Source organism: Aestuariivirga sp. (genome assembly GCF_047600585.1).
Lineage (GTDB): Bacteria > Pseudomonadota > Alphaproteobacteria > Rhizobiales > Aestuariivirgaceae > Aestuariivirga.
On the sequence record NZ_JASGKP010000001.1, the window covers coordinates 3,351,920 to 3,366,916 of the forward strand.

Annotated in this window: 16 protein-coding genes; 11 read left to right on the plus strand and 5 right to left on the minus strand. The window is 63.5% G+C overall.

Annotation, left to right across the window (positions count from 1 at the left end):
- Positions 1–32: 32 nt before the first annotated feature.
- Positions 33–551: a DUF1499 domain-containing protein gene (locus QM801_RS16500; protein WP_415020297.1), complete on the minus strand. Its 519-nt coding sequence runs from the start codon at positions 549–551 to the stop codon at positions 33–35.
- A 233-nt stretch (positions 552–784) separates the two neighbouring features.
- Between QM801_RS16500 and QM801_RS16505 the strand changes: the two genes are divergently transcribed.
- Positions 785–994, plus strand: a complete 210-nt coding sequence (locus QM801_RS16505; RefSeq protein ID WP_415020298.1) for a cold-shock protein — start codon at positions 785–787, stop codon at positions 992–994.
- Between the two features lie 392 nt (positions 995–1,386).
- Positions 1,387–1,692, plus strand: coding sequence for a 30S ribosomal protein S21 (gene rpsU / locus QM801_RS16510; RefSeq protein WP_415020299.1), 306 nt, complete (start codon positions 1,387–1,389; stop codon positions 1,690–1,692).
- A gap of 123 nt (positions 1,693–1,815) precedes the next feature.
- Here the strand turns inward: rpsU and QM801_RS16515 are convergent, their stop codons facing one another.
- Positions 1,816–2,061: a hypothetical protein gene (locus QM801_RS16515; protein WP_415020300.1), complete on the minus strand. Its 246-nt coding sequence runs from the start codon at positions 2,059–2,061 to the stop codon at positions 1,816–1,818.
- Between the two features lie 271 nt (positions 2,062–2,332).
- Between QM801_RS16515 and QM801_RS16520 the strand changes: the two genes are divergently transcribed.
- The gene (locus tag QM801_RS16520; protein ID WP_415020301.1) at positions 2,333–2,644 is read left to right on the plus strand and encodes a hypothetical protein; all 312 of its coding nucleotides are present in this window, start codon (positions 2,333–2,335) and stop codon (positions 2,642–2,644) included.
- Positions 2,645–2,989: 345 nt separating this feature from the next.
- Here QM801_RS16520 and QM801_RS16525 read toward each other — a convergent pair whose 3' ends face one another.
- The 3 genes from QM801_RS16525 to QM801_RS16535 are packed head-to-tail and all read right to left on the minus strand — an operon-like array spanning position 2,990 to position 8,101.
- Positions 2,990–4,660, minus strand: coding sequence for an LTA synthase family protein (locus tag QM801_RS16525; protein WP_415020302.1), 1,671 nt, complete (start codon positions 4,658–4,660; stop codon positions 2,990–2,992).
- A 10-nt stretch (positions 4,661–4,670) separates the two neighbouring features.
- On the minus strand, positions 4,671–6,554 hold the full coding sequence (gene mdoH, locus QM801_RS16530; protein WP_415020303.1) for a glucans biosynthesis glucosyltransferase MdoH: 1,884 nt from the start codon (positions 6,552–6,554) through the stop codon (positions 4,671–4,673).
- Positions 6,527–8,101, minus strand: a complete 1,575-nt coding sequence (locus QM801_RS16535) for a glucan biosynthesis protein G (RefSeq protein WP_415020304.1) — start codon at positions 8,099–8,101, stop codon at positions 6,527–6,529. Before QM801_RS16535 ends, mdoH begins: the two co-directional genes overlap by 28 nt.
- Positions 8,102–8,397: 296 nt before the next feature.
- On the opposite strand from QM801_RS16535, the gene QM801_RS16540 reads away from it, so the two are divergent.
- From QM801_RS16540 to QM801_RS16575, 8 genes are all read left to right on the plus strand, one after another.
- A complete protein-coding gene (locus QM801_RS16540) occupies positions 8,398–9,183 on the plus strand; it encodes an urease accessory protein UreD (protein ID WP_415020305.1) in 786 nt (261 codons plus the stop codon).
- 9 nt (positions 9,184–9,192) lie between these two features.
- On the plus strand, positions 9,193–9,495 hold the full coding sequence (locus tag QM801_RS16545) for an urease subunit gamma (RefSeq protein WP_415020306.1): 303 nt from the start codon (positions 9,193–9,195) through the stop codon (positions 9,493–9,495).
- A gap of 9 nt (positions 9,496–9,504) precedes the next feature.
- Complete coding sequence (locus QM801_RS16550) at positions 9,505–9,810, plus strand: urease subunit beta (protein ID WP_415020307.1); 306 nt, start codon at positions 9,505–9,507, stop codon at positions 9,808–9,810.
- Positions 9,807–11,513, plus strand: a complete 1,707-nt coding sequence (gene ureC / locus QM801_RS16555) for an urease subunit alpha (RefSeq protein WP_415020308.1) — start codon at positions 9,807–9,809, stop codon at positions 11,511–11,513. The genes QM801_RS16550 and ureC overlap by 4 nt, the downstream gene beginning before the upstream one ends.
- Positions 11,513–11,989: an urease accessory protein UreE gene (locus tag QM801_RS16560; protein ID WP_415020309.1), complete on the plus strand. Its 477-nt coding sequence runs from the start codon at positions 11,513–11,515 to the stop codon at positions 11,987–11,989. The genes ureC and QM801_RS16560 overlap by 1 nt, the downstream gene beginning before the upstream one ends.
- Positions 11,979–12,641 carry an urease accessory protein UreF gene (locus QM801_RS16565; RefSeq protein WP_415020310.1) on the plus strand — a complete coding sequence of 221 codons (663 nt, stop codon included), beginning with the start codon at positions 11,979–11,981 and terminating at the stop codon, positions 12,639–12,641. Before QM801_RS16560 ends, QM801_RS16565 begins: the two co-directional genes overlap by 11 nt.
- Positions 12,638–13,255 (plus strand): urease accessory protein UreG, encoded by a 618-nt coding sequence (gene ureG / locus QM801_RS16570; protein WP_415020311.1) that lies wholly within the window; start codon positions 12,638–12,640, stop codon positions 13,253–13,255. The genes QM801_RS16565 and ureG overlap by 4 nt, the downstream gene beginning before the upstream one ends.
- Positions 13,256–13,389: 134 nt before the next feature.
- Positions 13,390–14,988, plus strand: a complete 1,599-nt coding sequence (locus QM801_RS16575; protein WP_415020312.1) for an ABC transporter substrate-binding protein — start codon at positions 13,390–13,392, stop codon at positions 14,986–14,988.
- Positions 14,989–14,997: the final 9 nt, after the last annotated feature.

Consider the following 14,997-nt stretch of genomic DNA (forward strand, 5'->3'; position numbering starts at 1 on the left):
GCGCCGTTGTTCCGCGTCGTCTCAGGGGCGCCTCAGGGAACGGTCTTCACTTCTTGCGTGAGTTTCGCCAGCAGCCGCGCGAGACGGGCCTTGTTCACGCCGAGGTCGTCCCTGCCCAATTGCGAGCGCGAGTAGAGGGCGATGCTCGACTGGCCGCCGCCGAGATCAATGAACTTCACGTTGAGCGTGTCGGGAAAGCCCATCAGCCTGCTCCGCTGGATGTAGCGGTCTTCCATCGTGTCATCATTGCGGCTCACCGTCTCAATCCGCTCTTCCGTGGCCATCACCCGCGCGAAGGCGATGCGGAGATCGGCCGCTGTTGCGGCGAAGCGCGGCGATATGATGTCCACGGCGGCGGCGCAGGTGGCGGGCGGACAGGCGAGCGCATCGTTGGGCGTGGCGCGGCGCTGCAGCGTCTCGAAGACAATGGGACCGAGATCAGGATCGCCGAAGACGCGCCAGACACGTGCTGGCCCCATGAGCAGGAACGCGGCAACTGCTGCAGCAGCAAGTGCTGCAAGGATCAGGAGGAGTGTGGAAGCTGTTTTCATTCGAATATTCCGGATACGGATCATATCGCCGGCGCGCGGGACGAGAAAGAGCTTGCATTGCCGCGTGCTGAAGCCCATATGGCATCTATCGGGTTTCGGCCGGTTGGCTTGGCTCTGCACTCCTTCATGCAAGTGTATTAGCTTCTTCTTCTTTTCCAGAACATCGATCTGACTCTTCCGTGGCGCTCTCGCGTTCGCGGACGAACATACTTGCATCTCAAAGGATACAGCACATGCATACAGGCACAGTGAAATGGTTCAACGCCCAGAAGGGCTTTGGCTTCATCGAAACCGGCGACGGTTCCAAGGACGTTTTTGTCCACATCAGCGCCGTTGAAAGCGCCGGCATGGCCACCCTCAAGGAAGGCCAGAAGCTGACCTTCGACGTGGTCAACGACCGCCGCACCGGCAAGGCCGCTGCCTCGGCCCTCAAGGCCGCCTGACATATCAATCACCCATCAGCCCCGGAGCCACGGATGTACTGGCACGGGCGGGGTGAATGCGGCGCCGGTTGCAAAGCCGGCGCTTTTTTCTTGCCGCCGGCATCGTGCCGCCGGCCCACCAGGGAGCATCACGCAATGAACGAGCCTTCAAACCTGTTCTACTACTCCTCCGGCAAGACCAAGGGGCTTTACTGCTTCACCGGCCATGCGGATGGCGGCGGCCTTCCCGAACAGTTCTCGCCCTGGGCCGCACTCGGTGTCCTGCGGCCGGACCAGAACTCCGCCCCACGGCATCTCCCGCACGCTGCTCGAAGCCGGTGTGCGCAAGAACGGCTATCAGCTGCTCCGCAGCAAGCGCGAAACCGCTGCTTCAACGGAAAGGAACTGAACCGATGCGCATCATGGTCAGGGACAACAATGTGGATCAAGCCCTCAGGGTGCTGAAGAAGAAGATGCAGCGCGAAGGCCTGCTGCGCGAACTGCGCGCCCGGGAAGCCTACGAGAAGCCGTCGGAGAAGCGAACGCGTGAACTGGCGGAATCGATCCGCCGGGCCCGCAAGCTGGCGCGCAAGAAGATGCAGCGCGAAGGTCTGTTGCCCATGCCGAAGCCGAAGCCCCGCAAGCCGGCGCGGAAGCCGCTGTTTGCCACCGAGGGCAAGGATCAGCCTGCTGCACCGGCGGCCAAGCTGCCGGCGTGAGGCCGTGTGAGGCCGTCAGGGTTATTCTGTTTTTGAGAAAGCGATCCCGGGCGCACGCCAGCCGGGATATGGGGGATGGGGCTGGGCCGTCATAGCCCGTGTGCCGCCCTGGAGGTCAGCGTCTCAGGTCGACGCGCCGTCTTCGATGTATTGTGCGAGGTAGGAGACGAACTGGACTGCCAGTTCCTGTCGCTCCGTAATCCAGTCGAGGAGCTCCAGCACTGACCACTCGCTGCGGTCAGCCGTTTTCGGCAAGGGAAACCCGAGGCTATAAAGCGCCTCCAGTTTGGCGGAGAAGTCGTCGGGCGTCGCCCCGACGGCTTTGGCAATGTGGTCGCGACCGATCAATCGCATGATGTCTTGTTCCAATCATCTCTCTATCCACCAAAATCCCGCCCGCATCTCTCGTCGCACAGGTTCAATTTGCAGACAACTTTAACTGATAAAAATGGTTTAGAATTTTGGGCAAATCTCGGCCGTTCATTATTAAGATCGCCCGGCAGCCTTTTGTTCTTAAAGGATTAATTTGAACAAGATTGAGAAGCCTCAATCAACTTGAATTGCCTTCTTGGCATGACACGAAGCCCCGCCCGTTCTTTGATCAGAGCACGGCAATCAGGCTGTGGCGGCTCGGCACTTCATGCATCAGATCGGCGCGTTGACATATTATTCGGGAGAGGAGGCGGAAGCGCTTTCGGGTCTCGATGCGGCGACCATTTCCGTCTGTACTGCCGCCCGGGCGGTGAAGCCGCTCCTCCATGACGGTGCGCTCTTCTTCAGCGAGAACGACGTTCTCATCCTCAAGCTCATCAACACGCTCATCGTCTGCAAGCGGTCACTCCGTCTTGCCGAACGCCTGCGCACCCGCTTCGGATTGACGGGCCCGAGCCCGGACCGGGTGGAGGCTACAGCCATCGCCCGCCTTGTCGACCAGTTGATGCAGCGGGACTGACAGCCATTCGCGAATGGGGGATCATCCGAAAGGTCCGTACAAGCTTCTCCCCGCATTGAAGCTCCTGCAACCGCGCAAGAGCTCCCGTCTTTTCTGACGCGTGTCAGGCGTCCCTCTCCAAGGACGTCAGGCGGGAGTTCTTGACATTGCCTCCTTCGGTTGCGCCGCAGCACTCTCTTCCGCAGTGCAGAACCCGATTCACGCAAGCTTGGCGTGCAATGCTTCCCTTCGTGGTGACTACAACCCCAGGGCCCCGCCCTTCGTAGGCATTTGCGCCTTTCGGACACCCACGTCCGAGGTGGGGCCCACCCCTTCTGTCCTGAATTCGTCCCCCATCGATCGATGTCAGGGCGCTGCGCTCGTGAAGATCTGGTTCTGGATCACCGGTTCCGGAGGCACATAGCCCAGTGCCCTGCCTTCGTCGCACATCTTCGCCATGTGGCGGAGATAGCGGTCGTCGACACCGAGCCGCAGCCAATCCACCATCACCGGCGCCGTGCAGAAGAGCGGCCGCGTATCGAGCCTGTTGCGCAGGCTTGCGATGTCTTCGCTGTTGCTCGCAAGCAGGAACGGCACCTCGTGCAGGCGCGGATCCTGCTCTGACTTCCAGCCCATCTTCCACTGGTGCAGGCGGAGACCCGGCAGGTGATCGCCGAAAACGAAAAGCACATAGGGCTTGCCGCGCTGCTCAAGCGTTTCGCGGAAGGCCGCAAGGCTTTCGACCGCGCCCGTGAGCCGGTCGTGATAGTCGCTGATGCCGGGATGCTCCTTGCCGTCGATCACATCGCGGGCCTTGTCGTTGGCAAAGGGACCGTGTGTCTCGACCGTGACGATGTAGTGCAACTGCGGCTGCGTTGCGTCGAGACGCTCGGTGACCTTGGCATAGAGGCCGTCATCCTTGGGCCAGCCGTTCTCCTGCTTCACCAGCTTCATCGTATCCATGCTGTCGAAGGTGGCGAAGTTGAAGCGCGGATAGACCTGGTCGCGGAGCCAGAAGCGGCGGTCGAAGTTGTGATAGGCGTGGGCTGTGTAGCCGCGGCCAGAAAGCAGGCGGGGCAGGCTCTTCGCCTGGTCGCTGAAGTACTGCACGTAATGCTGGAACGGAATGATCCCCGCCATGAAGCTGTGCGCGGGAATCGACGTCAGCACCTCGAACTCGGAGTTGGGCGTGGTGCCGCCGTAGACGGGTGACACCATCTTGCCTTCGCTGAAGCCCTTGTCCCTGAGGCGGTCGAGCGGGCTTTGCGGATCGGAGGGATCACGCCACCAGGCCTCGCCAAGAATGATGAAGATGTCGGGGTCGGGTGCCGTGCGGGGTTGCGGCACGTCCTTCACCGGCAGGGCCGCCATGGCATCCGCCACATCGGCATCGCTGTAGGTCTTGATGCGGAGACCCGCAGTCGAGAAGTAGAGATGCGTGGCGAGGCCGTTCATGCGCTCGCTTTCGGCCTGGCTGAAGGTGAGGTTCTCGACTCCGATCCAGTAGGAATTGTCGTGGATCCAGTTCACCACGCTTTCGAAACGGTAGGTGGAGAGGAGCGCGAGGCAGACCGCCGCCACGGGAAGGCTCCACAGCCTGAAGCGCAAATTGCGGAGCGCAAAATAGAGCGCCGGAATGACGGCAAGTCCTGCAAGCCAGTGATACCAGTGCACGTAACCGAAGAGCGCCGGTGTCTGGCTCGTGAGGAAGAGATCGCTCACCTGGAAGGGCTCGCCTGTCGACTCCCGCTTGATCGCCGAGACGGTGCCGACGGCGAGCAGCATCGAAGCGAGCAGCAGAGTTGCGGGGACGAGGCGGATGAACGAGGCAATGACGCCCAGCATCACGAAGGCCACCACCATGCGGGCGACCATGAAATGCCAGAGGGTGCGGCCCGCCAGGAACTCCGGCGTCCAGCGCCCCAGCGCCGCCATCAGCGCCAGCAGAAGGACATAGGCAAAGAGCCATTTCCAGAGGTGATGGCGCAGAAAAACAAGCAGGGCGCCTGGCGCCCGGCCGGGAACGGGGGGTGTCATGAAGCTGTCGTTATTCCGCCGGGTGGAGGATGGCAACAGGCGCTTCTTCGCCCAGCGCAATGCCGGCGGGGCGCGGTTCTTCCGGAATGGCGAAGACATTGGCGCGCCACAGGCGGCGGCCGAAGCCGGGGTGACCCGTGGCCCATGACACGACCGGCGAGAGCATCAGGCCTGCAACAATCGGCAGGAACCACAGGAAGGTGGGCCAGGAAATGGCGAAGCTGGCGGCGCAGAAGATCATGCCGATCACGGCATGGCCGGCATGGCGGCGGAGCGCCACCGCGAAGGGAATGGCCTGGTCGTCGCGGTTCTGGGTGTTCCAGCCGGAGTCGCGGCCGAGGAAGACATCGAGCACGAAGCGCGACTGCACCAGCATCATGACCGGCGAGAGCAGCATGGAAAGCGCAGTCTCGGTGGCGACACTCTTGATGAGGCCCATGGTGCCACCGCAGCCCTTGCGCATCTCGGGATCGCGGAGCGCGAGAATGAGGCCCAAGACTTTCGGCAGATAGAGCACGAAGCCGGTGACGGCGAGCAGCCGGAGCGCCAGCTCGGGATCGAAGACGGGCCAGGCCGGGAAGAGCGAGAAGCCGTCGCCGAAGTAATTGGGTTCGGTATAGCGCGCCACGAGCGCCAGGCCCATACCGGCGACGAGCAGCAGGAACCACAGCGGCGAGGCGAGATAGGACATGATGCCCTGGATCAGATGCACGCGGCTCAGCCAGTGCAGGCCGCGGGCGCCGACGATCTTCATGTGCTGCAGGTTGCCCTGGGCCCAGCGGCGGTCGCGGGCGGCAATGTCCATGAGCGAAGGCGGCGTTTCCTCATACGATCCGCGCAGCTGTGGCAGCATGTAGACGGCCCAGCCGGCGCGGCGCATCAGGGCCGCCTCGATGAAGTCGTGGCTGAGGATATGGCCCCCGAAGGGCTTGCGGCCCTTGAGTTCGGGAAGGCCTGCGGCCTCGGCGAAGGCGCGGGTGCGGATGACGGCGTTGTGGCCCCAGTAATTGCCGTCGCGGCCATGCCAGGCGGCAAGGCCCGTTGCGACCACGGGGCCATAGACCCGTCCGGCAAACTGCGTCATGCGGGCAAAGGGTGTCCAGCGGTTGCGCAGCAGCGGCAGCGACTGGATGATGCCGGCCTTGGGATCGGCCGCCATGGCGCTGGCGAGCGACACGAGGATCTCGCCCGACATCTCGCTGTCGGCATCGAGCACGATCATGTGGTCGTAGGCCTTGCCCCAGCGCTTCACGAAGTCGGCGATGTTGCCCGCCTTGCGGTGATGGTTGTCGGCGCGGCGGCGGTAGTAGACGCCCATTTCGCCGTTGAGCGCCTTGCGCAACCCCTTGAAGCAGTCCTGTTCGAGAAGGGCCACCTCATCCTTGCGCGTGTCGCTGAGGACGAAGATGTCGAAGTGGCGCTGTGCGCCCTGCCAGATCAGGCTGCGCCCCATGCGCTCGAGGGCGGCGAAGACCGCCTCCGGGTTCTCGTTGTAGACGGGCATGAGCAGTGCGGTGCGGCCCATGGCCTTCTGCGGCACCGCCGGAATCTCGGGCAGGTCATTGCGCAGGAGCACGATGAAGCCGACGATGGCGCTGGCGCAGGCAAACGAGATCCAGGTGAAGGTGAGGGCAAAGAGAGCTGCAAAAACAACCTGCAGCCAGGTCACATCAACGGGGCTGATGACCTCGTACATGCCATAGGTGCCGGCCGCCGTGAGAAGGCCCGCGAGACCGAAGACGAAGAGACGCGCCAGATGCACCGCAGCCGACGGCTTGCGCGGCTCGCCCGCGGCAGCATCTTCTGCGTTCCATGCCGTGAGGCTCTGCTCCGGCATCTCAAGCGGTGACTCGGGCGGTGTATGGTTCACGATCTTGTCCACCTGAACAGCCACGTTTCTCCGGCCACCACGCCACCGCGCTTCAGCACGGCACGCAGCTCGGCCGCATCAATGCCCGTGGCGTCGTGGGCAAATGACAGGCGCGTGCGCTTGTTGATCTCGTTCTGATAAACCACAACCTTGCTGATGGTTCCCGCACTCGCGCTCACATCGGCAGAAAATTCGCCGGCAGCGGGCCCGCCGTCGAATTCGATCACGTACATGCGCTTGTTGGTGTCATATTTGGGCGGGTTCGCGGTGTAGTCGTAATCGACGCCTGAGCCCGAATAGGTGACGAGGCCGACGGGGGCGGGTCCCTCCACCGGCCATTCGCTGGTCCAGTGCAGGCGGTAGACGAAGGAGAAGCTGCCGCCCGCGAGCAGCGGGTCCTTCGGCTGCCAGTAGGCGACGATGTTGTCGTTGGTCTCGAGCTCGGTCGGGATCTCGAAGAGGTTTACCGAACCCGCACCCCAGTCGCCGATCGGTTCCACCCACAGGCTGGGGCGGCGCTCGTAGCGCGACTCGAGATCGAGGAAGTCCTCGTAGCGGCGGGTGCGCTGCATCAGGCCGAAGCCGCGCGGGCTCTTGTCGAGGAAGGCGCTGACCTGCAGCTTCTTCGGATTGTTGAGCGGGCGCCACAGCCATTCGCCGGTGCCGGTGAGCATCATCAGGCCATCGGAATCATGCACCGAGATGCGGTAGTCCTCCACTGGGCGGCCGATGGCATTGAAGAGGAACATGCTGGTCAGGGGCGCGATGCCCACATGGGTCAGATCACGGCGCGGGAAGAGGGTCACTTCCGTGTCCATCTGGGTGTCTTCGCCGGGCTTGACCGAGAAGCGGTAGGCGCCTGTCACCGAGGGGCTGTCGAGCAGGGCCTCGACCACGATGATGCCCGTCTGCGGTTCCGGCTTGCGGATCCAGAAGGCCTTGAAGAAGGGGAACTCCTCGCCCGAGGGCTGGCCCGTGTCGACGGCAAGGCCGCGCGCCGAGAGGCCGTAGAGCAGGCCCTTGCCGACGGCGCGGAAGTAGGAGGCGCCCTGGAAGACGAGGAACTCGTCGTTCACATCCGGAGAGTTGATCGGGAAGCGGACGCGGAAGCCGGCATAGTGCAGGTCGGTCTTGCCATCGGGCGGCTTCACCTTCGGCCCGAAGATGAAGAGGGAGGGATCGTAGTTCAGCTTCGCCTGTTCGCCGTCGCGCACCACGTGGATGTCGACCGGCCTGGTGAACAGGAAGCCGGAGTGGAACATGTCGATCGAGAACTTGTGGTCCTCGCCCTTCCACAGGGCGCGCTCGGGATTGAAGCGGATGTCGCGGTACTGGTCGTAGGTGCTGACATCGAAGCCTTCCGGCATCTCGATCTTTTCATCGACGAAGGGCTTGGCGGCGAGGTCGTGGGCGAGGTTGCGGACGAAGTCGTCGCGAAACGGCGTGAAGGCACCATAGAGCTTCTCGTCCTCGGCCGAGGCGGAAACCGGGAAGGCACCCGTCGCAAAGGCGGCAGCAAGGGCGGCGAGTTGGGTGGCCTGCGCCAGGAAGGCTCTGCGGGACGTTTCCATTGGGAGGTCTGGGCGTCTTTTCTTGGTTGTTGGCGGTAATCGTCGAAATGGTGCGGCGCACAAGTGAGCCTGCGCGTGGGTTTTGTAAAGCGGCATTTTCACAAGACCGTCATGAGCTTGTGTCTTGCCCGCGGGGCTTGCACCACGGAAAAAAGGCGAATTGTTGAAAATGCGGGCAAGAAAGACGGCGGCTGCATGAAAGCGCGGCAAGGTTAATCCGCAGGCCGCAATTTCCCCCAGATTCCGCCTCTTCACCCTGCTGGCAATGGTGAGTTGTGGTGCTAAGCCTCTGGACCATGGAAACACCCCACGCCCTGCTCTCGGAGCGCGCTTTTGGATCGGTCCACGTCCGCATAGAGCAGCAGGGTCCCGCCATCCTGCGCGAGGAGGGCGCGGCGAAGTGCCGCCTGCCGCGGGGCAGCCGGGAAGCGATCCTCATCAATACCTCCGGCGGCCTTGCGGGCGGCGACCGGGCCGAGATCCGGGGCGAGGCCGGCGACGGCGCTCACCTCGCGCTGACGACCCAGGCGGCCGAGCGGGTCTACCGCACCATTGGCCCCCCGGCCTCCGTGTCGGTCCGGCTGACGGCGGACGCGGGGGCCAGCCTGTTCTGGCTGCCACAGGAGACCATCCTCTTCGATGGTGCCAGTCTCGAACGCGAGATCAGCGTCGACCTCGCCGCCGATGCCACCTTCCTCGCCGTCGAGCCCATGGTCTTCGGACGCCGCGCCATGGGGGAAAGCCTCAACGCCGTGCATGTCCGCGACCGCTGGTCAGTGCGGCGGGAGGGAACGCTGCTCCATGCCGAGGCCCTGGCCCTCGGCCCCGGTCTTCCCGCCACGCCCGCCACCCTCGAAGGGGTTCATGCGATGGCGACGGTGCTGCTCGCCTCGCCCGCCGCAGAAGGCCTGCTGGACCGGCTGCGCGGCCTCCTCGGCCCTCGCGACGGAGCCTCGGCCTGGAATGGCAAGCTCATTGCAAGGTGTGTGGCAGAGGACAGCCTTGCCCTGCGGAAAACACTGGTCCCGGTGCTTTCCGCCTGCGTGGGGCCGTCTGCCATGCCTAAAGTTTGGTCATTATGAGGATGAAATATGCAGCTCACGCCCCGTGAGAAGGACAAGCTTCTGGTGGCCATGGCCGCCATTGTTGCGCGCTCCCGCAAGGAGCGTGGCGTGAAACTCAATCATCCCGAAGCCATCGCCCTCATCACCGAATATGTGGTGGAAGGCGCCCGCGACGGCCGCGCCGTCGCCGACCTGATGGAAGCCGCCGCCCATGTGGTGAAGCGCGGCGACTGCATGGAGGGTGTCGCCGACATGATCCACGACGTGCAGGTGGAAGCCACCTTCCCCGACGGCACCAAGCTCGTCACCGTCCACCATCCCATCCGCTGAGGCAAAAAAATGATTCCCGGTGAAGTGATCACGCCTCAGGGCGACATCGAACTGAACAAGGGCTTGCCCCGCATCACCCTCACGGTGGCCAACACCGGCGACCGTCCGGTGCAGGTGGGCTCGCACTATCATTTCTTCGAAACCAACGAGGCGCTGCGCTTCGACCGCGAGAAGGCGCGCGGCCACCGCCTCGACATCGCGGCGGGCACCGCGGTCCGCTTCGAGCCCGGCCAGGCCCGCGAGGTGACGCTGGTGCCGCTTGGGGGCGCCCGCAAGGTGTTCGGCTTCCAGCAGAAGATCATGGGAGCACTGTGATGGCAAAAATCTCGCGCACGACCTACGCCCAGATGTACGGCCCCACGGTGGGCGACAAGGTGCGGCTTGCCGACACCGAACTGGTGATCGAAGTGGAGAAGGACTTCACCCTCTATGGCGAGGAAGTGAAGTTCGGCGGCGGCAAGGTGATCCGCGACGGCATGGGCCAATCGCAGGCGACCCGCGCGCAAGGTGCCATGGACACCGTCATCACCAATGCGCTGGTGCTCGATCACGCCGGCATCTTCAAGGCCGACATCGGCCTGAAGGAGGGCCGCATCGCGGCGATCGGCAAGGCCGGCAACCCCGACACCCAGACCGGCGTCACCATCATCATCGGCCCCTCGACCGAGATCATCGCAGGTGAAGGCAAGATCATCACCGCGGGTGGCATCGACTCCCACATCCACTTCATCGCCCCGCAACAGATCGAGGAAGCGCTCTACTCCGGCATCACCACCATGCTGGGCGGCGGCACGGGCCCGGCCCACGGCACGCTCGCCACCACCTGCACCGGCGCCTGGCACATCGAACGGATGATCGAGGCGGCCGACTCCTTCCCGATGAACCTCGGCCTCATGGGCAAGGGCAATGCCTCGCTCGCCGCCCCGTTGGAGGAAATGGTTCTGGCCGGTGCCTGCGGCCTCAAGCTTCATGAAGACTGGGGCACCACGCCCGCCGCCATCGACTGCTGCCTTGCGGTTGCCGATGCCATGGACGTGCAGGTGGCGATCCACACCGACACCTTGAATGAGTCGGGCTTCGTCGAAGCGACGATTGCCGCCTTCAAGGGCCGCACCATCCATACCTTCCACACCGAGGGTGCAGGCGGCGGCCACGCCCCCGACATCATCAAGGTGGCATCACTTCCCAACGTGCTGCCCTCCTCCACCAACCCGACGCGGCCCTACACGGTGAACACCATCGCCGAGCATCTCGACATGCTGATGGTCTGCCATCATCTTTCCCAGCAGATTCCGGAAGACATCGCCTTCGCCGAAAGCCGCATCCGCAAGGAGACGATCGCCGCCGAAGACATTCTCCACGACCTCGGCGCCTTCTCGATGATCTCGTCGGACTCGCAGGCCATGGGGCGCGTCGGCGAAGTGATCATCCGCTGCTGGCAGACCGCCCACAAGATGAAGGTGCAGCGCGGCAGCCTGGCAGGCGACAGCGGCAACGACAACGGCCGCGCCAAGCGCTACGTCGCCAAGTACACGATCAATCCCGCCATCGCCCACGGGCTGTCCCACGAGGTGGGTTCGATTGCAGTGGGCAAGCGCGCCGACATCGTGATCTGGAACCCTGCCTTCTTCGGCGTGAAGCCGGAGATGGTGCTGCTCGGCGGTTCGATTGCGGCCGCCCCCATGGGCGACCCCAACGCGTCGATCCCCACGCCGCAGCCGGTGCACTACCGTCCGATGTTCGCAAGCTTCGGCAAGCTCCGTACCAGTTCGGCGATCACCTTTGTTTCCCAGGCGGCCATCGATGCCGGCCTGCAGGCGAAGCTCGGCACCGCCAAGAAAATGGTGGCGGTGAAGAATACCCGCAGCGGCATCGGCAAGAAGGACATGATCCACAACAACGCCATCCTCAACATCGAGGTCGATCCCGAAACCTACGAGGTCAGGGCCGACGGCGAGTTGCTGGTCTGCGAGCCCGCCAAGGTTCTGCCCATGGCGCAGCGCTACTTCCTGTTCTGATGGTGCTGCGCGCCACCCGTATCGTGCGCGCTGCCGAGGTGGCAGCGAAGCCGTGGGAGATTGTCGTGCTGGATGCAGGCGAACGGCACCTGCGCCGCAAGCGCCTGACGCTCCAGCATGGTGACGAGGTGATGGTCGACCTGCCCCACACGGTGAAGCTCGCCGACCGGGATTGCCTCGCCCTTGAAGATGGCCGTCTCGTCGAGGTTATCGCTGCCGACGAGGACCTGATGCAGGTCAGGGCGCGTGATGCCGCGCATCTGGTGCAGCTCGCCTGGCACATCGGCAACCGCCATCTCGAAGCGCAGATCGAGGAGAACCGCATCCTCATCCGCCCCGATCACGTGATCCGCGCCATGCTCGAACAACTGGGCGCCAGCGTCAGCGACGTGGTCGAACCCTTCTCGCCCGAACACGGCGCCTACAGCCATTCACATGCGCCGGCTCCACCGGGAGGCTTCAGCCTTGACGCCTGATCACCCGCTCACCGCCGATGCGAGCCAGCTTCTGCTGCTGCTCAACTGGATGTCGCCCACCTTCCCCATCGGCAGCTTCGCCTATAGCCATGGCACCGAGCAGGCGATTGCCGACGGCCGTCTGAAAAGCGAGGCTGACGTGACGCGCTGGATCGGCGATCTGCTCGAGCGCGGCTCCGGCTGGAACGATGCCGTTCTCTTCGCCCGCTGCTGGGACGAGGACCCGAGCTCTCTCAATGAAACGGCACTGGCGCTGTCGGGCTCGGCCGAGCGTTATCTCGAGACGACCCATCTTGGCCGCGCCTTCTCGATTGCCGCGGCGGTGTGGACGGGTGCGGAGAAATCCGATGCGGCCATCGCCTATCCCGTTGCTGCCGGCAAAGTCTGCCGCGACTTCGGGCTTCCCCGCGACATGGCGCTTGTCGCCTTCCTGCAAGGCTTCGCCGCAGCACTCGTCTCCGTTGCAGTACGACTGGTGCCCTTGGGACAGACCCATGGCCTTGCCGTGCTGCGCACCCTCTCGCCCGTCATTTCAGCCGTCGCCCGCCGCGCCGCGACAGCCTCGCTTGATGATCTTGGCTCCGCCACCATTCTCTCGGATCTTGCAGCGATGCAGCACGAACAGCTCCAACCCCGGATCTTCCGCACATGAAGAACAAGAACGGCCCTCTCCGCGTCGGCATTGGCGGGCCTGTCGGCTCCGGCAAGACCACCCTCACCGAGAAGCTCTGCAAGGCGATGCGCGAGCGCTACTCGGTCGCCGCCATCACCAACGACATCTATACTAAGGAGGATGCCCTCATTCTCAACCGGCTGCAGGCCCTGCCGGAAGACCGCATCATGGGCGTGGAGACGGGCGGTTGCCCGCACACGGCGATCCGCGAGGATGCCTCGATCAACCTCGCCGCCATCGACGAGATGGTGAAGAAGTTTCCCGACCTCGATGTCATCTTCATCGAATCCGGCGGAGACAACCTGGCCGCGACCTTTTCGCCGGAACTCGCCGACCTCACGCTCTATGTGATTTCCGTCTGCCAGGGCGAGAAGATCCCCCGCAAGGGCGGACCCGCCATCACCCGGTCCGACCTACTCATCATCAACAAGGCCGACCTCGCCCCCTATGTGATGGCCGATCTCTCCGTCATGGATTCCGACAGCCGCAAGGTGCGGGGGGCACGGCCCTTCGTCTTCACCGATCTCTTGCGCCAGAAGGGGCTCGCGGAGGTGGTGGGCTTCATTGAGAAGCACGGCGGCCTTGCGGCCTGAGGGGGAAAAGCAGGGCGGTCTCGCGGCCTGAGACGGTTTTCCCGAAGGTTTTCCCCGTCAACTTTCCATTTGGTCAAAAAGCTGCTTATCTCGCTCCCAGTCCGTTTGTACGGATTGTATCAGGGAGACATAACATGAAAACACGAAACCTGCTCCGGATCGCCTTGCTGGCCTCGTCGGTGCTGGCGGCATCGGCGGCGGCAAATGCCAAGTCGCTGGTCTATTGTTCGGAAGGTTCGCCGGAAAACTTCAGCCCGTCGATGAACACGACGGGCACGTCGCTCGATGCGGCGCGTCCGGTCTACAACAAGCTTGTCCAGTTCGCGCCCGGCACAACCGAGCCGAAGCCGGCCCTCGCCGAGTCCTATGAGATCACCGACGGCGGCAAGACCATCACCTTCAAGCTGCGCAAGGGCGTCAAGTTCCACTCCGGCGTGAACGGCTTCACCCCTACCCGCGACCTCAACGCCGATGACGTGATCTGGTCCTTCGACCGCATGTGGAAGCCGGACCATCCCTACGCGAAGGTTTCGGGCGGCTCCTACGACTACTTCAACGACATGGGCATGCCGGACCTGCTCGAGTCGATCACCAAGACCGACGACCTCACCGTGGTGATGAAGCTGAAGGAGCCGAACGCTCCGATCATTGCCAACCTCGCCATGGACTTCGCCACCATCCACTCGGCCGAATATGCCGACTACCTGATGAAGAAGGGCACGCCCGAACAGTTCGACCAGATCCCGGTCGGCACCGGCTCCTTCCAGTTCGTCGACTACCAGAAGGATGCCGTGATCCGTTACAAGGCCTTCGACGGCTGGGCGGGCAAGCCCAAGGTCGACGACCTGATCTACGCGATCACCCCCGATCCGACGGCCCGCTTCGCCAAGCTCAAGGCCAATGAATGCCAGGTGATGATCGCGCCGAATCCGGCCGACCTCGACGCCATGGGCAAGGATCCGGACATCAACCTGATGTCCCAGGCCGGCCTCAACATCGGCTACCTGTCGATGAACACCACGAAGCCGCCCTTCGACAAGCTCGAAGTGCGCGAGGCGATTGCCATGGCGATCGACCGCGACGCCATCCTGAAGGAAGTCTATCAGGGTGCCGGCCAGAAGGCGAAGAACCCGATCCCGCCGACCATGTGGTCCTATGACGACAAGACGGTGGACTGGGAATACAACCCCGAGAAGGCCAAGGAACTGCTGAAGAAGGCGGGCGTCGAAAATCTCCAGACCGATCTCTGGTGGATGCCGGTGCAGCGTCCCTACAATCCGAATGCCAAGCGCATGGCCGAAATGATGCAGGCAGATCTCGCCAAGGTCGGCATCACGGCGACACTGGTGTCGTATGAGTGGGGTGAGTACCGCAAGCGCCTGCAGGCTGGCGAGCATCAGCTCGGCCTCCTCGGCTGGACCGGTGACAACGGCGACCCGGACAACTTCTTCTTCCTTGCCGGCTGCGACAAGGACGGAAAGCCCGCCGCCCAGAACCTCTCCAAGATCTGCGTCAAGGAGTTCAACGAGGACATGATGAAGGCGCGCACCCTGACCGACACGGCAGAGCGCACCAAGATCTATCAGGAGATGCAGAAGATCCACCACGACAACGTGATGTGGCTCAACATCGCCCACTCCACCGTGTTCGAACCCACGCGCAAGTCCGTCTCGGGCTACAAGATCAGCCCCTTCGGCGCGCATGAGTTCCAGGACGTTGACGTGGCTGAATAAGACAAGCAT